This window comes from uncultured Polaribacter sp. (genome assembly GCF_947501385.1).
Classification (GTDB): Bacteria; Bacteroidota; Bacteroidia; order Flavobacteriales; family Flavobacteriaceae; genus Polaribacter.
Genome location: NZ_CANMVP010000001.1, coordinates 396,273 through 414,763, shown reverse-complemented (window position 1 = coordinate 414,763; position 18,491 = coordinate 396,273). Strand labels below are relative to the sequence as shown.

19 protein-coding genes are annotated in these 18,491 nt (G+C 30.5%); 7 read left to right on the top strand and 12 right to left on the bottom strand.

What is annotated here, in order from left to right; genetic code table 11:
* Positions 1 to 123: 123 nt before the first annotated feature.
* From Q0998_RS01455 to Q0998_RS01440, 4 genes are all read right to left on the bottom strand, one after another.
* Positions 124 to 765 carry a DUF4159 domain-containing protein gene (locus Q0998_RS01455; RefSeq protein WP_299665184.1) on the bottom strand — a complete coding sequence of 214 codons (642 nt, stop codon included), beginning with the start codon at positions 763 to 765 and terminating at the stop codon, positions 124 to 126.
* Between the two features lie 41 nt (positions 766 to 806).
* Positions 807 to 1,535 carry a 16S rRNA (uracil(1498)-N(3))-methyltransferase gene (locus tag Q0998_RS01450; protein WP_299665181.1) on the bottom strand — a complete coding sequence of 243 codons (729 nt, stop codon included), beginning with the start codon at positions 1,533 to 1,535 and terminating at the stop codon, positions 807 to 809.
* A 237-nt stretch (positions 1,536 to 1,772) separates the two neighbouring features.
* Positions 1,773 to 2,894: a GTP cyclohydrolase gene (locus Q0998_RS01445; RefSeq protein ID WP_299665178.1), complete on the bottom strand. Its 1,122-nt coding sequence runs from the start codon at positions 2,892 to 2,894 to the stop codon at positions 1,773 to 1,775.
* Between the two features lie 15 nt (positions 2,895 to 2,909).
* On the bottom strand, positions 2,910 to 4,082 hold the full coding sequence (locus tag Q0998_RS01440) for a transporter (protein WP_299665176.1): 1,173 nt from the start codon (positions 4,080 to 4,082) through the stop codon (positions 2,910 to 2,912).
* A gap of 171 nt (positions 4,083 to 4,253) precedes the next feature.
* On the opposite strand from Q0998_RS01440, the gene Q0998_RS01435 reads away from it, so the two are divergent.
* Positions 4,254 to 4,523, top strand: a complete 270-nt coding sequence (locus tag Q0998_RS01435; protein ID WP_299665174.1) for a DUF4834 family protein — start codon at positions 4,254 to 4,256, stop codon at positions 4,521 to 4,523.
* A 40-nt stretch (positions 4,524 to 4,563) separates the two neighbouring features.
* Complete coding sequence (locus tag Q0998_RS01430; protein WP_299665172.1) at positions 4,564 to 6,987, top strand: YfhO family protein; 2,424 nt, start codon at positions 4,564 to 4,566, stop codon at positions 6,985 to 6,987.
* A 2-nt stretch (positions 6,988 to 6,989) separates the two neighbouring features.
* Here the strand turns inward: Q0998_RS01430 and Q0998_RS19375 are convergent, their stop codons facing one another.
* Positions 6,990 to 7,100 (bottom strand): helix-turn-helix domain-containing protein, encoded by a 111-nt coding sequence (locus Q0998_RS19375; RefSeq protein WP_366943585.1) that lies wholly within the window; start codon positions 7,098 to 7,100, stop codon positions 6,990 to 6,992.
* Between the two features lie 161 nt (positions 7,101 to 7,261).
* On the opposite strand from Q0998_RS19375, the gene Q0998_RS01425 reads away from it, so the two are divergent.
* From Q0998_RS01425 to Q0998_RS01405, 5 genes are read left to right on the top strand one after another with little or no spacing between them, the layout of a single operon-like run.
* On the top strand, positions 7,262 to 7,780 hold the full coding sequence (locus tag Q0998_RS01425; protein WP_299665170.1) for a methyltransferase: 519 nt from the start codon (positions 7,262 to 7,264) through the stop codon (positions 7,778 to 7,780).
* A 1-nt stretch (position 7,781) separates the two neighbouring features.
* On the top strand, positions 7,782 to 8,879 hold the full coding sequence (wecB, locus tag Q0998_RS01420) for a non-hydrolyzing UDP-N-acetylglucosamine 2-epimerase (RefSeq protein ID WP_299665167.1): 1,098 nt from the start codon (positions 7,782 to 7,784) through the stop codon (positions 8,877 to 8,879).
* Complete coding sequence (locus tag Q0998_RS01415; RefSeq protein ID WP_299665164.1) at positions 8,876 to 10,099, top strand: glycosyltransferase; 1,224 nt, start codon at positions 8,876 to 8,878, stop codon at positions 10,097 to 10,099. The genes wecB and Q0998_RS01415 overlap by 4 nt, the downstream gene beginning before the upstream one ends.
* Positions 10,096 to 11,352, top strand: coding sequence for a glycosyltransferase family 4 protein (locus Q0998_RS01410; RefSeq protein WP_299665162.1), 1,257 nt, complete (start codon positions 10,096 to 10,098; stop codon positions 11,350 to 11,352). The genes Q0998_RS01415 and Q0998_RS01410 overlap by 4 nt, the downstream gene beginning before the upstream one ends.
* Before the next feature lie 6 nt (positions 11,353 to 11,358).
* The gene (locus tag Q0998_RS01405; protein ID WP_299665160.1) at positions 11,359 to 12,849 is read left to right on the top strand and encodes an oligosaccharide flippase family protein; all 1,491 of its coding nucleotides are present in this window, start codon (positions 11,359 to 11,361) and stop codon (positions 12,847 to 12,849) included.
* On the opposite strand, the gene Q0998_RS01400 is transcribed toward Q0998_RS01405, so the two are convergent.
* The 7 genes from Q0998_RS01400 to Q0998_RS01370 all read right to left on the bottom strand — a co-directional run bounded on the left by Q0998_RS01400 (position 12,840) and on the right by Q0998_RS01370 (position 18,491).
* Complete coding sequence (locus tag Q0998_RS01400) at positions 12,840 to 13,151, bottom strand: DUF6122 family protein (RefSeq protein ID WP_299665158.1); 312 nt, start codon at positions 13,149 to 13,151, stop codon at positions 12,840 to 12,842. The two genes, Q0998_RS01405 and Q0998_RS01400, sit on opposite strands and share 10 nt — an antisense overlap.
* A 1-nt stretch (position 13,152) precedes the next feature.
* Entirely contained in the window at positions 13,153 to 13,734 is a 582-nt protein-coding gene (locus Q0998_RS01395; protein WP_299665155.1) for a Crp/Fnr family transcriptional regulator, read from the bottom strand.
* Between the two features lie 140 nt (positions 13,735 to 13,874).
* The gene (locus Q0998_RS01390; protein ID WP_299665153.1) at positions 13,875 to 14,471 is read right to left on the bottom strand and encodes a WbqC family protein; all 597 of its coding nucleotides are present in this window, start codon (positions 14,469 to 14,471) and stop codon (positions 13,875 to 13,877) included.
* A 3-nt stretch (positions 14,472 to 14,474) separates the two neighbouring features.
* Entirely contained in the window at positions 14,475 to 16,178 is a 1,704-nt protein-coding gene (gene lepB, locus Q0998_RS01385; RefSeq protein ID WP_299665150.1) for a signal peptidase I, read from the bottom strand.
* Between the two features lie 134 nt (positions 16,179 to 16,312).
* Positions 16,313 to 17,014, bottom strand: a complete 702-nt coding sequence (gene dapB, locus Q0998_RS01380; RefSeq protein WP_299665147.1) for a 4-hydroxy-tetrahydrodipicolinate reductase — start codon at positions 17,012 to 17,014, stop codon at positions 16,313 to 16,315.
* A 1-nt stretch (position 17,015) separates the two neighbouring features.
* Positions 17,016 to 17,570: a DUF5683 domain-containing protein gene (locus tag Q0998_RS01375; RefSeq protein WP_299665144.1), complete on the bottom strand. Its 555-nt coding sequence runs from the start codon at positions 17,568 to 17,570 to the stop codon at positions 17,016 to 17,018.
* A 36-nt stretch (positions 17,571 to 17,606) separates the two neighbouring features.
* Positions 17,607 to 18,491: a ParB/RepB/Spo0J family partition protein gene (locus tag Q0998_RS01370; protein WP_299665141.1), complete on the bottom strand. Its 885-nt coding sequence runs from the start codon at positions 18,489 to 18,491 to the stop codon at positions 17,607 to 17,609.

Sequence of the window (18,491 nt, the reverse complement as noted above, 5' to 3'; positions counted from 1 at the left end):
TTTCTTTAACTGTTTTAAATTTGCTTTCATAAGCTTACACTTTGGTTTAAGTGGTCAACCTATATCAGGGACATACAAACTGCTAACTGCTAACTGCTAACTGCTAACTGCTAACTGCTAACTTTAATTAGAAAAAGCATATTCAATAATATTAGCACCCATTTTTAAAGCTTTTTCTCTTACACTTTTAGGATTGTTGTGTATTATTTCGTCTTCCCAACCATCGCTTAAATCGGTTTCATAATCATAAAAAACAACCAATCTGCCTTCATAGAAAATTCCAAAACCTTGCGCAGGTTTTTTGTCATGTTCATGAATTTTTGGAATTCCGTTTGGGAATTTAAAAGTCTGATTGTAAATAGGATGATTGCTAGGAATTTCTTTAAACTCTAAAGTCGAAAAAACCTTTTTTAATTCTCTTCGAATAAATTTGTCAAGACCATAATTATCTGAGATGTGCAAAAAACCTCCAGAAACTAAATAGTTTCTTAAGTTTTCTGCTTCCTCGTCTGAAAAATAGACATTTCCATGACCTGTCATAAATACCATCGGGAAATTGAAAAGATCTTGACTACCCACAGCTACTGATTGTGGATTCTTGGATAGATTCGTTTTAATAGCTGTATTTGCAAATGCAACTAAATTCGGAATTGCAGTTGGGTTTGAATACCAATCGCCACCGCCATTGTATTTAAGAATTGCTATTTCTTGGGCGTTTATATGTAAAAATAAAAAAGTGAAAAATAGAAAAATAATTTGTTTCATATATGCTGTATAATTAGAACGGAAGCAAGATAGTAAAAAACTTATTCATTTATAAAAGATACCATATTCACAGCAACCAGAGCAGCCGTTTCTGTTCGCAATCTACTTTCACCTAAAGAAATAGGTGTGAGTTTTTTATCTAAGGCTTTTCTAATTTCTTCCATAGAAAAATCGCCTTCTGGGCCTATCAAAATGGTTACTTTTTCTGACGGATTTATAACTGATTTTAATAATTTTTTTTCTGGTTCTCCTGAGTTTTCACCGGTGGGTTCACAATGTGCAATACAAACGGTGCCTTCAAAATCTTGCTTTATAAACTCGTTAAATTTTACAGGCTCATTTAGTTTTGGGAGCGTAAATTTTAGAGATTGCTTCATCGCAGATTGAATGATTTTCTCAAAACGTTCTAATTTTACAACGCGTCTTTCTGAATTTGAGCAAATGATCGGTGTAATTTCATCAATACCAATTTCTGTGGCTTTCTCTAAAAACCATTCTACCCTATCGTTATTTTTGGTAGGCGCAATGGCAATGTGTAGATAATAATTCCAAGGTTTTGGCTTTTCTACGGTAGCGATAATTGTTGCAATGCATTTTTTATCGCTCGCAATCAGTATTTCAGCATCAAATAAAAATCCTTTTCCGTTGGTGATTTTTAAAATATCATTTTCTTTTTTTCGTAAAACACGCACAATATGTCTGCTTTCAATTTTATCGAAAGTGATTTGTTGGGTTTCTGTAGAAATTTCTGAATTGTAAAATAGTTGCATGCTTAAGAGTTCAAGATTTGAGATGTAAAGTTCAAAATTATAGAAGTTTTTTTTAAAATAGTTTCAGGTTTCAAGTTTCAAAGCCTCAGGTTTTAGGTTTCAAAGTTTCAAGTTTTAGGTTTCAAATTTGAGATTTCTCAATCGCTTAAAAAAAGCTCACCTGACTGCCGTAGGCAGGTTGCGAAATGACATTCGTTAGAATTTTTTAAATTTGCCTACTGCCTACTGCCTACTGCCTTACTGAATACTTTTCCGATAGGTTCTTCGTCTTTTATGTGTTACAGGGTCAAAATTTTCCCATAATTTTTTAATGGCTTCATTATCTTCTAATTCAGGAGTTCTAATACAATTTTCGATTCCTAATGGCGCAAATGTTTTGGTGTATTGATCAAAAATAATTGCATGAACCCCTTTGTTCTGATACTCTGGATGCACACCAATTAAGTAAAATGTTACATCTTTTGAATGTTTTCTGGCCTTTAATAAATGAAACAATCCGAATGGAAATAATTTCCCTTTTGCTTTCTGTAAAGCTTCAGAAAAAGAAGGCATTACAATTGCAAAAGCCACTACTTTGTTATGTTCATCTACCACAAATTTTATATATTCTGGATTGATAAAACCAATATATTTCTTTTTGAAAAATGCGATTTGCGCATCAGAAATAGGAACAAAAGTAGACAGTTTAGCATAGGCTGCACTAAATACTTCAAACATTTCATCAACATAGGGTAAGATGTCTTTTGTTTTTGTAAAATCTAATGCTTTTAACTTCAGTCGTTTTTTTAGAATGGTACTAATTCTATCAAAATATACGCCATCAACATTTTTAAACTTGAACTTGTTTTCTAAATATTCTTTTTCTTTTACAAAACCTAATTGCTCTAAATGATCCTTGTAATATGGGTGATTGTACCAGGTAATCATCGTTCCTAAATGATCGAAGCCTTCTGTTAAAACGCCCGTTTTATCGAGATTATTAAACCCGATTGGGCCTTCTATATGATCTAGATTATTTTCTAAACCTATCTCTTTTACTTTTTCTAATAAAACTTTGGAAACTTCAATGTCATCAATCACATCAAACCAACCAAAACGCATTTTTTTAATCTGTTGTTGTTCAACTTCAAACCAATTGATAATTGCCACGATTCTTCCCACAATCTCACCATTTCTAATCGCGACAAAAAATTGTGCTTCTGCGTTTTCAAAAACAGGGTTTTTCTTGGGATCAAAATTATCTACTTCATCTTTAATGATAGGAGGAACCCAGTATTTATTGTTTTTATATAACGAAAAAGGAAATGTAACAAATTGCTTCATTTCCTTTTTATTGGTTATTTTTTTTAGTGTAATCATTTTAAAAAAGGATTTCTAATTAGTATCATTTTTTTTCTTTTTCTTATTTTCCTTTTTCATTTCTTCTTCTAGCTCTTTTATTTCTCTTTCTAGTTTTTCTATTTCAGTTTCTTTTTTCTTCTTTTTTGATTTCTTCTTCCCAAATAAGCCAGAAATACCACCATTTTTCTTACTAGATGTTGTTTTTCTACTTCTTTTTGGTCTTGAATTACCTTTTTCTTTTTTCTTAAAAATACTAAAAATCCTACTAAAGAAATTGTTTTGTTGCTTGTTATATCTAGAAATGGGCGTGTCTTTTAATTCTGATCCACTATCATCTAATTCCGTATAAGAATCTTCATGCCTATTAATTCGGTACGAAATACCTACGCTTGCATAGAAGCCTTGTGCTGCCCCTTCAAAAAGGAATCTTCCAGAAGTATTAAATTGCAAATTCCTGCTATATAAATAGGCAAGACCTACGCCAAGATTTGTATTGTTTTGATATTCTTGAAAAACAGTCTGATTTTCAAAAAAGGCAGACCATCTATCACTAAAATTCTGTGTTGCAGTTATGATATATGAATATTCAGCAAAATCGCTGCCAATGTTGTCATAAAAAAGATTGGTAATAATATTAAAATCTCTAGTGAGGTTGTGTTGTAGTAAAATGCCCACTTTTGGAGTGATATTTCCTGTTTGGTGAATCTCATTTACAAAATCTGTATTCATTCCTAAATACACGGCTACCGAAGGAATGAGTCGTTTTTTATCAAAAGCATTTCTTCTTTTCCAACTTCTAACTTCTTTAGACTTGTCTTCATACGCTTGCTGGTAGACTAAATATTTTGCACCAATAGTCATTCTACTAAAACCCGTTGTAAAATAATGGGAAGTAAAAATATTTTTAAAAGCAACTTTATCTTTTTGATAGGTTACTTGCGCATTCAATTCTAACTTTTCTAATAGAAAACTTGTTCTAAACAAAAGATCAAATCCGAAAGATTGTGGTGTCGAAAAAGTAGGCTCTATACTTGTGTTTCTAAGAAAAATACTACTTTCAAATTGATACACACCCGTACCAACGCTATACGGGCTTTCAGAAAAACCAGGTTTGTTCGAATTAATTACATCTGTATATTGTGCAAAAATAACATGGAAGCTAAGAAAAAAGAATAGAATAGAGAGGTATAGCTTACTGAAGTTCATAGTTAAAAAAAAAGGGTTTACATTTTAAGGATCACATGCTTCACAAACATAGGATAAAAAAGCTATTTTTTAAAGGCAAACGATACTTTTTTAGCTTTAAGAAAGTTTTATAGATTCATAACGCTTCAATTGTACTCAAATTGTTATTTTTGATATATTATTTTAGAAATTATGATGAAAGGATTATTTACAACCATATTATATTTATTAGTATTTTATTATGCTTTTAAATTTTTAGCGAAACTTTTTGCTCCTTTTTTAATGAAAAAAGCGGCAGAAACAATTCAAAAAAAAGCAGAACAACAGTTTGGAGGTCAACAAAGAAAACAGCAAGCACCTTCTGTAAAAGAAGGAGAAACTATTATTGATAAAAAACCAGGAAGCCAACAAGAGAGTAAAAATTCTGTTGGTGAATATGTAGATTTTGAAGAAATTGATTAATTTTATCTACCTATACATCACCAACCAAAACAACCGCAAAGTGAAACTCTCTAAAATATTTCCTTATATAGTCGCCATCATTATTTTTGTGTTAGCATCGGTAATTTATTTTCATCCTATTTTAAACGGACAAAAATTAAACCAGTCAGATATTACTCAATTTACCGGTATGGTAAAAGAAATAAATGATTATAGAGCAACAAATGATGCAGAACCTTATTGGACAGGCGCTTCTTTTAGTGGCATGCCAGCCTATCAAATAAGTACATACTACCCAAATGATCTTGTGAGAGGTTTAGATAAAATTCTTCGTTTTTTACCAAGACCCGCAGATTATACTTTTCTGTATTTTTTAAGTTTCTTTATTCTAATGATGGCTTTAAAAGTTGAATGGAGATTGGCCATTTTGGGTGCTTTGGCCTTTGGCTTTTCGACTTATTTAATCATCATTTTTGGTGCAGGACACAACGCAAAAGCACATGCAATTGCCTATATGCCTTTAGTTTTAGCAGGAGTTTTATGGGTTTTTCAACGAAAATTTGTACTCGGCTTTATCGTCACAGGTTTGGGGATGGCTTTAGAGATTTACACAAATCATATACAGATGACCTATTACCTTGGTTTCTGTCTCCTAATTTTAGGAATTGTAGAGTTTATCAATTCAGTAAAGGAAAATAAATTACCCTCTTTTATAAAACAAGCAGCAGTAATTATTGCCGCAGTTATCTTAGGAATTGGTGCAAATGCACCACGTTTAATGGCATTAAAGGAGTATGCAGATCACAGTACAAGAGGAAAATCTGAATTGACCATCAATTTAGACGGCTCAGAAAAAGAAATTTCTAAAGGTTTAGATAAGGCATACATTACACAATACAGTTATGGAAAACTAGAGACTTTTAATCTGTTTATTCCCCGATTTATGGGTGGAGGAACGGTAGAAGAATTAGGAGAAAGCTCTAACTTTTATCAATTTATAGAAGAAAAAGCTGGTAAAAAAGTAGCAAAAGAGTATTCAAGTCAAGTTTTAACTTATTGGGGAGACCAACCAATAGTTGAAGCCCCTGCCTATATTGGTGCCGTAATTTTCTTTTTATTTTTCTTAGGAATGTTTTTAGTAAAAGGAAGATTAAAACAATGGTTAGTAGCAGCAACCGTATTTTCTATACTATTAAGTTGGGGAAGAAATTTTGAAGTAGTTACTAACTTTTTTATTGATTATGTTCCGTTATACAACAAATTTAGGGCAGTTTCATCTATACAAGTAATTGCAGAATTATGCGTACCCATTTTAGGCGTTTTGGCGTTAAAAGAATTCTTTTCTTCGAAAATTTCTAAAGTAGAAAAACAAGAAGCACTAAAAAAAGCAGTGTATGTTTTTGGTGGGCTCATTATTGCTGGTTTTGCACTTGCGCATGTATTTGGTACGTTTGAGGGTTTAAGAGACGCGCAACAATATAGCGAAGTTCCAGGGTTTTTAGATGCTGTGATGGCAGATAGAAAAGCAATGTTATTTTCAGATACGGTTCGTTCTTTAATTTTAGTATTGATTTCTGGTGGCGTTTTATGGTTTTTTCTAAAGGACAAACTAAAATCTGTGTATGTAATTTTAGCTTTGACAGTTTTTATCCTTTTCGATTTGATTTCTGTGAACAAAAGATATGTAAACGAAGACGATTTTAAACCATCTAGAAAAATAGAGAAACCATTTACAGCTTCGAATGCAGACAAGGTAATTTTGCAAGATAAAAACCATTACAGGGTTTTAAACTTTGCTGTAGATCCAATGAATGATGGAAGTACTTCTTATTTTCATCAATCTATTGGTGGTTACCACGCCGCCAAACTGGGGCGTTATCAAGAGTTATTTGATTATCAAATAGCAAAAAATAATACGCAGGTTTTAAACATGTTGAATACCAAATACTTTATCGTTCCAGATGATCAAGGAAAACCGCAAGCACAACAAAATACAGCTGCAAATGGAAATGTTTGGTTTGTAGAAAATTTAAAAGTAGTAAATTCTGCAAATGAAGAAATAAAGGCTTTAGATTCTTTACATACAAAAAGGGAGGCAGTAATTTTAGAAAGAGATTATAAAAATTTAAGTTTTAAACCTCCGATTCAACAAGATTCTACAGCAACAATCGCATTATTAAATTATAATGTTACATCATTAACATATCAATCAAAATCAGAAAAAGACCAATTTGCAGTATTTTCTGAAGTTTTTTACGAAGATGGTTGGAATGCTTATATAGATGATGAATTAAATCCTCACTATAGAGTAAATTATGTTTTGCGAGGAATGCCAATTCTAGCAGGAGAACATAAAATTGAATTCAAATTTGAGCCAAAAGTAATTCAGAAAGGAAATATTTTCTCTCTAATCTCTTATGCACTTTTACTATTTGTATCTATCGGATGGTTTTTTTACGATGAGAAAAAGAAGCGAAGAATATAAATCTATTTTAGCATTTTAAGATACTCCGATGGAGTTATTCCTTTGTACTTCTTAAAAGCCCTAGCAAAGGCGGAAGCATTTGTGTAACCTATTTCTTCGGCAAGAGATTTAATTGAATAATTTCTGAATTTAGAATTGTTGTTAAGTTTATAGATAAGATATTCAATTTTTTTTTTTTCTAGTTTTTCATTAATATTATATTCTTGCTTTGAGGTATCAGCATTTCATTAATTTCATTTTTAAATCGTTAAATTTACTTTTTTAAATTATAAAAATGTACACTGTCATACCATCTAAAAGATACCAACATACATTAGCTTTTCTTCAAAAAGTTCTGCCAAGTCCAGCAACCGTTTTAGATTTAGGCATTCGAAATCCATTTTCTGAAATTATGGAACAAAATGGATATACTGTGATCAATACTGAAGGTGAAGATTTAGATTTAATTCCTGAAATTGTAAAAAAGCATAACGTGGACGCAGTTACTGCATTTGAAATTTTCGAACATTTATTAGCACCATTTAATGTATTAAAAGAGATTGAAGCGACTAAGTTGGTCACGACAATTCCTTTAAATTTATGGTTCGCAAAAGCATATCGAAGTAAAACAGATTTGTGGGATAGACATTATCACGAGTTTGAGGATTGGCAATTCGATTGGCTTTTAGAAAAATCTGGTTGGCAAATTCAACAAAAAGAAAAATGGACTAGTCCTATTAAGAAAATAGGTTTTAGACCCATTTTAAGGAATTTTACTCCAAGATATTATGCGGTTTATGCTGAAAAAGAATAGAATGAGAAAAAGAATAGTAATAGTAGTAGGAACAAGGCCAAATTTCGTTAAAATAACTCAATTTAAAAAAGTTGTAAAGAAATATCCAGAGCTAGAGATAAAAATAGTGCATACTGGTCAGCATTATGATAAAAAAATGTCTGATGTTTTTTTAGAGCAGTTTAAAATTGAAATAGATTATTTTTTAGGAATTAAAGATTCTTCAGCAAATAGCTTAATTGGAGAAATTATCATAAAACTCGAAAAGATTGTCAATGAATATAAGCCGAATTTATTACTATGTGTTGGAGATGTAAACTCTACACTTGCCGCTGCAATTTGTGCCAATAAATTAAATGTTAAATTAGGTCATATAGAAAGTGGTTTGAGGAGTTTAGATAGAAAAATGCCAGAGGAAATTAATAGAATCTTAACAGATGAACTATCAGATATTTGTTACGTAACGGAAAAGAGTGGTATTCAAAATTTAAAAAACATTGGCAAAAAAGAAGCTCAAATTGCCTTTGTTGGGAATACGATGATAGATACTTTAGTTCACTTTACTCCTGAAATTGAAGCATCAACTATATTAGAAGAAATTCAACAAAAGAAATATAAATATATTTTGGTCACTATGCATAGGCCAAGAAATGTAGATGGAAAAGAAGCGTTATTGAAAATAATTGATTTATTTAAAAATCTTACTCAAAAAAAGAATGTAATTTTTTCAATTCATCCAAGAACTCAAAATAGTTTTACAAAGTTTGATTTATTTGAAACATTAAATCAGATTCAAAATTTAATGATCATACCACCGCAAAACTATTTTTCATTTCAAAAATTAATTAAATATTCATTTTGTGTTATTACAGATAGCGGAGGTATTCAAGAAGAAACTACATTTCAAAAAATTCCATGCATTACTTTAAGAGAAAATACTGAACGTCCATCAACAATAACTGAAGGAACCAATCAATTGATGTCTTTTGATACTGAAAAGATAAAAAAAGCGATTATAGATATTGAGGAAGGGAAGATTAAGCAAAGTTTCGTACCAGAGTTTTGGGACGGGAATGCTACAGAAAGAATTATTAAAAGAACTATTGAATATTTATCATGAGTTATATCTGTATGATTGTTGATGGATCCTATCCTAATGATATTCGAGTTAGAAAAGAAGCTGAAGCTTTAGTTGAAAATGGAAAAAAAGTAGTAATTGTTTGTCCTAAAAAAAAGAATGATTTACAATTCGAAACTGTTAATAATGTAGAGATTTTTAGAATAGGTTACAATTATACAACCGTTAAAAAAGGAATTTATGATATCATTGAAAGCGTTTTAGATGTAAATCCTTTATTTTACTTTGGATTGATAAAGACATTTAAAAAATATGATGTAGATTACTTACATGTGCATGATTTACCCTTAGCAGGAACTGGCTTTAAGTTCAAATCAAAAGTGAATAAAAAGATATATTTAGACTTGCACGAAAACTATCCAGAAGCTCTTAAAACATGGTTTTTATGGAAACAGAATACAATTATAAAATGGAAGAATTCTCTTTTTATGAATCCAAAAATTTGGTCTAAAAAAGAAAATAAATATTGTAGAAAATACGATAAAGTTATTTGTGTAGTGGAAGAAATGAAAGAAAAGCTAATCAAGAACTTTAATATAGACCATAAAAAATTAGTGGTCGTTTCCAACCACGAGAAAAAAGATTTTGTGGATCATTTTAATGAAAAAAGAAACCAAAATATTATTAATAGAAATGATTTTTCCATTACTTATGTTGGAGGTTTCGGACCTCATAGAGGTTTGCATACTGCAATTAAAGGAATGTCTAAAATAGTAGAGGATGTTCCAAATGCAAAACTTTTTTTAATAGGAAAGGGAAGTAAGGATGTTGAGAATAAATTGAAAGAAGTAGCTATAAATCATAAAGTTGAAAAATATGTTAATTTTGTTGGATACAAACCTTTCCATGAAGTTGCAACTATCATGCAAACTACTCATATAAATATAATACCACACATAGCAAATGAGCATACAAACAATACAATACCACACAAATTATTTCAAATAATGATGAGTAAAAGTATTCTATTAGTTAGTTCTTGTAAGCCATTAAAAAGGATTGTTGAGAAATATGACGCTGGTATTGTTTTTAAAGCAGATGATGCTGATGATTTTGCAATGAAAGTAATAGATATTTTCATGAACTATAGTATTTACAAAGCTAAAACTGAAAATGCATATAATGCTGTAATAAATAAAGGTGAAAATTGGGAGACTGAAAGTCAAAAATTACTTAATTTATACGATAATCTACAAGTTTGAAAGTATTACTCATTACATATTATTGGCCTCCAGCAGGAGGTTCTGGCGTACAACGTTGGTTGAAATTTGTAAAATATTTGCAAGATTTTGGAATCGAGCCTGTTGTGTATACGGTTGATAGTAAGAGGTATCCAAAAGAAGATAGCTCATTAATACATGAAGTTTCGAAAGACATAGAAATTCTAAAACAACCAATTTGGGAGCCCACAGATGTATTGTTTTGGAAAAAGAATCAGCAAAAAAAAGGAATTTCTAATATAAGTAAAGGTGGATTTCTATCTTTTATTCGTGGAAATTTTTTTATACCAGACCCAAAAATATTCTGGGTAAAACCGTCTGTAAAATATCTTCAAAAATATTTAGATAAAAATAAAATAGATGTTATTATTTCATCAGGTCCACCGCATAGTATGCATTTAATTGCACAGAAGTTACACAAAAAAAATAATATAAAATGGTTGGCAGATTTTAGAGATCCTTGGTCAGACTTGTATTATAATAAGGATTTTAACCAGCTTTCATTTTCGAGAAAAAAGAATAAAAATTTAGAAGAAGCTGTATTAAAAAATGCAAATGGTATTTTAACCGTTAGTAATTCTTTAAAAAAGGAGTTTTCAAAAATAGCAAATAAGGTAGCAGTAATTACAAACGGTTTTGATGATGAAGTTACAGAAGACGAAGAAGTTATTTTAGATACAAAATTCTCTATTTCTTATATTGGTTTGCTACCAAAACAAAGCAACCCTAAAAATTTATTTGCAGTTTTACAAAAACTATGTTCAGAAAATAGCGCATTTAAAAACGATTTACAACTTAATTTTATTGGTGATATTTCTAATGAAGTAAAAATAGAAATTCAATCTAATAGTTTAGAAAAGAATACAAATTTTATTGGGTATGTTGACCATAAGAAAGCGATAGCATATCAAAAAAAATCGCAAGTGCTGTTATTGTTAATTCCGAATGTAGCAAATAATAAAGGAATTTTAACAGGCAAATTATTCGAGTATTTAACCGCAAAACGACCTATCTTAGCAATCGGACCAGAAGAAGGTGACTTAGCTACAATATTACAAGATACAAACGCTGGTACGATTTCAAATTATAAGAATATAGAGATATTAGCATCAGAAGTTAGAGAATTATACTCTAAATTTAAACAAGGAAACTTGGTTGTAAATTCTAGAAATATTCAGAAATATCATAGAAAAGAATTGACAAAGCAATTAGCTGAACTTATTAAAAAATTATAATATTAGATGGGAATTGTTTTAAAACAATCTTTTAGAAATACAATAATAATTTATTCCGCATTTTTAGTCGGAGGCTTAAATACAATTGTATTTTACCCAAGGTTTTTAGGATCAGAATTTTATGGGATGGTTGCTTTTCTATTATCAGCTTCTAACTTAATCATGCCTTTAACCGCTTTTGGCATTCAATATACCATTGTAAAGTTTTATTCTTCTTATGAAACTAAAGAAGAAAAAGATAAGTTTCTATCTTCAGTAATATTCTTACCACTTCTGATTGCATTTCCTTTAGGATTTTTCTGGGATTATATGCACGAATGGATTATGAGTAAGGTAACAGAAGAAAATAGAATTGTAGAAGATTACACGTTTTATATCTATTTAGTGGCAGTAGCTTGTGCATATTTTGAGCTTTTCTATTCTTGGACGAAAGTGCAATTACAAACGGTTTTTGGGAATGTTTTAAAAGAATTATGGAATAGAATTGTTGTTTTTATCTTATTAATTGCTGTTTTTTTTGATTTTATTACAAAGTCAGAGTTTATACTGTATCTAACAATTGCCTATATTATTAGAGCATTTGTAATGATGTTTTATGCATTTCATATGTATTTACCAAAGTTCTATTTTAAATTACCACAAAATGCAACCGAAGTTTTTCGATATTCTCTTTACATAATTTTAGCAGGTTCTGCTGGTGCTATTTTATTAGATATAGATAAAGTTATGATACCAGGTAATGACACTATGGAAAAAGCTGCATATTACTCTGTAGCTGTTTTTATAGGTTCTTTTATTGAAGCGCCAAGTAGAGCAATGACTCAGATTTTACAACCTTTAACTTCTAAATCTCTAAACGAATTTGACACAAAAGAGGTTGAAAATTTATACAAAAAAAGTTCAATAAACTTACTTTTAGTTGGTGGGTTATTTTTTTTACTAGTGAATTGTGGTGTGAGAGAATTATTTAAATTAATGCCAGAAAAAGGATATGCTGGTGGAGAATTGGTGGTTTTAATGATTTCTTTAGCAAAACTATATACCATGTTTTTAGGAAGTAATGGAGCTATCATTAACAACTCGAAATTTTATAGAGTCACGTTACCAATTGCATTAGGAATGTCTATTTCTGTATATTTATTAAACAAATTGTTCTATTTCAATTTAGAATTTGGAACCGATGGATTAGCCTTAGCTACGTTAATAACACTTTTAGTGTTTAATTCCTTTAAATTATGGTTTGTAAATCGTAAATTCTCGATTACACCTTTTACTCCAAAAACATGGAAAATGTTTTTAATACTACTCGTTTTATTCTTTACTTTTTACTTTTGGAATTTTTCTATTCCTGAAATTCAAATTTTAGAATTTTCAATCTCACCAATAATTAATATACTTTTAAAAAGTATCATCATTACAATTTTGTATATATATTTAGTGATGAAACTTAAAATATCAAATGAATTTGATAGTCTTTTAAAAAGATTTTACAAATAACAATCAATATAATCTGTAAGCATATGGAAAAGCAAAGCCATACAGAGTATTCTTGTTTTTTTGAAAAACAGACCTATAGTATATCCTGCTATTGCCCAGTAAGAATGTAAAAAGTGAAAGTTAATACTGCACCTATTTTTATCAAAAATAGGGTCGGCTATTAGATGATCTAAATCAACAAACATAGACAGTAAGAAAATTCCGTACACTATTTTCCACTTGCTTTTAAAAAAGAAAAAAGCAATAAAAAGTGGAACTACAAAATGTAAACTATAATGTATAATAAATTGACTAGTAAACATACTAATTCGTATTCTTAGATAAGTCTCTTCGAATTCTACTTAGTTGCACAGGAGTAATGTTTAAGTAAGAAGCGATGTGATATTGCGGAATAAGGTTTTCTAATTCTGGGATTTCTTTTCTTAACTTCAAATACCTTTCTGTTCCGTTTAAAACAGATAAATCATACACTTTAGATTGAAGCACCAACACAATGTTGGTTAACATGGTATTGTAAAGTTTCGAAAAGTTATGATTACTATTGACTAAATTTATAAAATCTTTAAAATTAATAGCATACACTTCACAATCTGTCAAGCAATCATAATATAATTTTGAAGGTTTATTGGTTATAAGAGCTCCAATATCTCCACTCGTTTTTAGGGTTGTAAAAAAATTTCTAATATGAACTTTGCCATCTTCATCAGAATAGTAAGACCTTACAATCCCAGATTTTAAAATAAAAAAATCAACTTGTTTTTTATTTTTTTTCGCAAGGAAATCATTTTTATTAAAGTTTTTAATAGTAACCAAATCAATTAATTTATCTGCAGACTCCTGATCTAAATCAGTAAGTGTGTCAATAAATTTTTGAAGAATTTCCATTTTCTAGAAGCAGTAAAAAAGTATTTGAACGAAAGGTATGTAAATTAACTGTAGTATTTTAATTATATCTATAAAAGAATTCTATAAAATCTATAAAAGAAAGCTAATTAGGCAGTAGCATATTTAATTTTAAACCATTTTTATAAGAAGCTAATCGTATTTGTGCCCTCCATAAAAAGTAGGTCTAAAATAGATAGGTTCGGAATAAAGCCATGTGTATCATCGAACATTTGTACATAAGAAGCTACCAATATTTCAGGCTGTGTTTTTATAGCAGCTAAATGTCTAAAATCTTGTTCTTTATTAGTGTCTGTATATGCTATAGTTTTTTTAAAAGTAGCATTCAATTGTAAAGCATCTTCAATAAATAGAAAGGTATCTATATTTAAATCTTGTAAATACTTGTATTTTTTTTCAAATATAGGAGCAATATCATCTACATAAAACTCGAAGAAAGGAGAGTTTCGATAGGCAATCTTTAAAGATTTAAAATGTTGGTCTTGCCAAGGAACTACATTTTCAATCAAAGTATCTTTCGTTTTTTTTCTACCTTCTTTTAGAGTGTGCTTTACAGGAATGTTTAATAATTGCTTACCACTCGAATTATAAATATAACACCTATTTCTATAGCTTTGCTTTTGAAAATTATCATCCATTTCAAAAACAATTTCATCAGCATTTACAATCGCTGCATATTGTGAAATAGGAGAGAAGTAAGTAGGAATAAACAACGCCATTGCTTATTTTTTTGACGTTTTTTTCTTCCCTTTAAAAACGCTGTAACCAATATATAAAGCAATTAAACCAAATACAAAATATCTATATGAAACAGGTTCTCCGTCTCCACCAACCGTGGTAAACATTCGATCCCATCTTATCGATTTTAATTTAGCACCAAAGGAAGGTGCGTCAGCATCCCAACTAAACCAGATCATTACAGGTTTTCCTAATACATGATCGAAAGGAACATAACCCCAATAACGCGCATCTAAAGAATTGTGCCTATTATCTCCCATTAACCAATAATAATCTTGCTTAAAAGTATAAGAATCTGCTTTTTCACCATTGATAAAAATAGCATCACCAACAATAGTTAAATCGTTATTTTCGTAATTTTTGATAATTTGCTGATAGTAAGGTAAAGATTCTGCGTCTAATTTTACAGTAGCTCCTGCTTTGGGAATGTAAATTGGTCCAAAGTTATCTTGACTCCATTGATTGCTTTCTATATGCGGAAAAATAGCATTATCTGCACTAAAATTCAATTTCTTTAGTGAAACAGTTTGAGGTTGCTTTCTTAAACGATTCGCTTCTTCTTCTGTTAAATTGATATTTATTTTATTTGCTACAGATTCCATCTTTAATCGTCTGGCAAAATCAGGATTAACGCCACCAGCAACTTCTGTATACAAAGAATCTGAAGTTATTTTAGACAAATTACCGTTCTTTTTTATCGCATCTTGTACTTTAGAATTGTTCCAATATTCAGATAAAATTTTATAAACACCAGTTCTTTCTTTATCTATTAAAAACTTAGGAAACGAACTTCTGTCGATGGCTGTTTTTGCTTCGTATGTATAGTAAAATTGTATTTTTGCTCTGTAAGGAAGTTCATTTTTCTTCCCATTAATATACACATAACCATTTTTTATTTCTAAAGAATCTCCTGCAATTCCTACACTACGTTTTACGTAATTTGTTTTTTTATCAACAGGTTTATAGGTGAATTTACCAGAATTATCTCCCCACATGGTTGCCAAAGAATCTGTTGGCCAGTTGAAACAAACAATGTCGTTATTTTTTATTTCTTGTAAACCAGGCAATCTTGTGTAAGGCAGTTGTGGTTTTTTTAAATAAGAAGGCAATTTGGTAAAAGGAATAGAATCATGCACCATCGGTAAAGCGATTACCGTAGACGGCACTCTAGCACCATAATGAAACTTACTTACAAATAAATAATCTCCTACCAATAAAGACTTCTCTAAAGAAGAAGTTGGTATGGTAAAAGGTTGCATAAAATAGGTGTGCACCAATGTTGCAGCAATAATTGCAAATGTGATTGAACTCACCCATTCCCCTAATTCAGAACGAGGTTTTAAACTTCTTTCAGGATTGTAGGTAGCATCTGTTGCATAGTTGATGTAGAAGATATACAATCCTAAAGTTACAACTACTAAAAGTGAATTTAGTTTTTTATAAAAACCAAAAGTTCGAATGGTTTCAATCCAAATTACTGGAAACATTAACAAGTTTACAATCGGAATAAATAATAAAATAATCCACCATTTTGGTCTGTTAATTATCTGCATTAAAATAACGCCGTTATAAATAGGCACTGCAGCTTCCCAAGCTTTCCTGCCAGCTTTTACATATAATTTCCAAGTGCCTAAGAAATGAATTACTTGAATTATAAGAAAAAAGATAAACCATTCAGTAAAAGTCATAATTTTTATTTTGATGTCTGGTCGAGCGCAGTCGAGACCTTGTATTTTGTTATTGTAACGAAACCTCTCGACTGCACTCGAGGATGTAAATTATAATTTAGTTAGTAGTTTTTATTATTAGTATGTTACAGTTTTTAACGGAGGTTTAACACATCTTTCATATTGAAAACGCCTGTTTTTCCAACAATCCATTCTGCCGCAACCACAGCACCTAAAGCAAAACCTTTTCTATTATGAGCCGTGTGTTTAATTTCTATAGTATCAACTTCAGACGCATACCAAACCGTATGCGTACCAGGAACTTCAGGAATTCTTTTTACAACAATGGGTATGTTTTCTTCGGAAGATGTTTTGGATAATTCCCATTTTTCTTTTGCAGAATTTGCTATAATTCCTTCCGCCAACGTAATGGCTGTTCCACTTGGTGCATCAAGTTTTTTGGTATGATGAATTTCTTCCATAGAAATGTTGTAATCTTCTAAATTACGCATCATTTTAGCCAATTGCTTATTCAGTTCAAAAAAGATATTTACACCCAAACTAAAATTTGAAGCATAAATAAAAGCCCCTTTTTCTTCCTTACAAAGTGCCACGGCATCATCATACTTATCTAACCAACCCGTGGTTCCAGAAATTACAGGAATTCTATGCTTTAAACAGTTAGAAATATTATCAAAAGCAGCATTAGGAACACTAAAGTCTATGGCTACCTCGGCTACATTAATATCAATAATGTCATCAACCTCTTTTTTAATAACAATTTCATGACCTCTTGAAATTGCAATTTTTTCAATTTCTTTTCCCATTCTTCCGTAACCTAACAATGCAATTTTCATTCTAGAATGTGTATTTTAGTGTGAAGCCAACTTTTGGTGCGTCAAATAATATTGGATCTTGCACAAAAGTAGGTCTAAAAGTTAAATTATCATCTGTATTAAACTGCAATAAATGTGCATTTACACTTGCTTCTACTATTTGTAAAACATATAGGATAACACCACTTAATAAAGACAAATCTCTATTTTCCCTCAATTGCTTTTGGGCTCTTTCCAAAGTTTCTAAAGAAACCGAAACGGTGCCAAGATCATCTGTAAATTCATCCTGAAAACCCGTTTTACGAAGTTTATAGGCAGTTCTAAAACGTTTATATTCACTATTATTTTCTAAATAAAAGTAAGTGGGTATTGCCAATGCTCCCCAAACAATCGGTGCTTTCCAGTATTTTTTGTTGTAAACTTGTCCCATTCCTGGAAAAATTGCTGAATAAAAAGCGGCTCTTGCTGGTGCCAAAGGTTTGTAAACTCCTTCTTGCACAAATACATCTCCTTCAACCTTTAAACCTTTTACATTTGTAGAATCTTTTTGACTAAAAAGATGAAAAGAGAAAAACAAGATTGAAAAGAATACTATGTTCTTTTTTAAAAACACTTATTTTAATAAATTTTTTATTCGATTAAAATCTTCTTCTGAATGAAAAGGAATAGATATTTTACCTTTACCATTAGTACTTACAGTCACGTCTATTTTATGCCCAAAATATTCGCTCATATCTTTTAAACTATCCTTTACAAATGGGGGTATTGCTTTTTTCTTGGGTTTAGCGATTGCCCCTGTTTTTAGACTTTTTACTAAATCTTCGGTTTGCCTAACAGACAATTTTTCACGTAAAATTTTCTCGTAAATCGCAAGTTGGTCTTCTGTATTGTCTACATTAATCATGGCACGTCCATGTCCCATAGAAATAAAACCGTCTCTCATTCCTGTTTGTAAAATAGGGTCTAATTTTAGCAGACGTAAATAATTGGTTACTGTAGAACGTTTTTTACCAACTCTTGTACTCAATTCTTCTTGTGTTAGTTGAATTTCATCAATTAAACGTTGGTAAGAAAGTGCTACTTCTATAGGATCTAAATTTTTACGCTGAATATTTTCAACCAATGCCATTTCTAGCATTTCTTGATCGTTTGCAATTCTTATATAGGCGGGTACTGTTTTGTTTCCAATTAATTTTGAAGCTCTAAAACGTCTTTCTCCAGAAACCAATTGAAATTTATTGCCTTCCAATTTTCGAACTGTAATTGGCTGTATTACACCCAATTCTCTAATAGAACTTGCTAGTTCTCTTAAAGCTTCTTCATCAAAATAAGTTCTGGGTTGATACGGGTTCACATCAATGGCATCTAAATCTAATTCTATGATACTGCCTACCAACTTGTCTGCGTTCTTATCTGAAACAGAGGTAATATTTGGAGATTCTTTTAAAAGAGCAGACAATCCTCTTCCTAAAGCTTGTTTTTTGGTTGCTTTTGCCAT

Excerpts from the sequence above, each read along its gene's own strand:
- Q0998_RS01440 (WP_299665176.1), bottom strand. The coding sequence starts at position 4,082 with ATGAACTTCAGTAAGCTATACCTCTCTATTCTATTCTTTTTTCTTAGC.
- lepB (WP_299665150.1), bottom strand. The coding sequence starts at position 16,178 with ATGACTTTTACTGAATGGTTTATCTTTTTTCTTATAATTCAAGTAATT.
- Q0998_RS01425 (WP_299665170.1), top strand. The coding sequence starts at position 7,262 with ATGTACACTGTCATACCATCTAAAAGATACCAACATACATTAGCTTTT.
- Q0998_RS01405 (WP_299665160.1), top strand. The coding sequence starts at position 11,359 with ATGGGAATTGTTTTAAAACAATCTTTTAGAAATACAATAATAATTTAT.
- Q0998_RS01455 (WP_299665184.1), bottom strand. The coding sequence starts at position 765 with ATGAAACAAATTATTTTTCTATTTTTCACTTTTTTATTTTTACATATA.
- Q0998_RS01370 (WP_299665141.1), bottom strand. The coding sequence starts at position 18,491 with ATGGCAAAAGCAACCAAAAAACAAGCTTTAGGAAGAGGATTGTCTGCT.
- Q0998_RS01390 (WP_299665153.1), bottom strand. The coding sequence starts at position 14,471 with ATGGCGTTGTTTATTCCTACTTACTTCTCTCCTATTTCACAATATGCA.
- Q0998_RS01445 (WP_299665178.1), bottom strand. The coding sequence starts at position 2,894 with ATGATTACACTAAAAAAAATAACCAATAAAAAGGAAATGAAGCAATTT.
- Q0998_RS01450 (WP_299665181.1), bottom strand. The coding sequence starts at position 1,535 with ATGCAACTATTTTACAATTCAGAAATTTCTACAGAAACCCAACAAATC.
- Q0998_RS01400 (WP_299665158.1), bottom strand. The coding sequence starts at position 13,151 with ATGTTTACTAGTCAATTTATTATACATTATAGTTTACATTTTGTAGTT.
- dapB (WP_299665147.1), bottom strand. The coding sequence starts at position 17,014 with ATGAAAATTGCATTGTTAGGTTACGGAAGAATGGGAAAAGAAATTGAA.
- Q0998_RS01415 (WP_299665164.1), top strand. The coding sequence starts at position 8,876 with ATGAGTTATATCTGTATGATTGTTGATGGATCCTATCCTAATGATATT.
- wecB (WP_299665167.1), top strand. The coding sequence starts at position 7,782 with ATGAGAAAAAGAATAGTAATAGTAGTAGGAACAAGGCCAAATTTCGTT.
- Q0998_RS01435 (WP_299665174.1), top strand. The coding sequence starts at position 4,254 with ATGATGAAAGGATTATTTACAACCATATTATATTTATTAGTATTTTAT.
- Q0998_RS01395 (WP_299665155.1), bottom strand. The coding sequence starts at position 13,734 with ATGGAAATTCTTCAAAAATTTATTGACACACTTACTGATTTAGATCAG.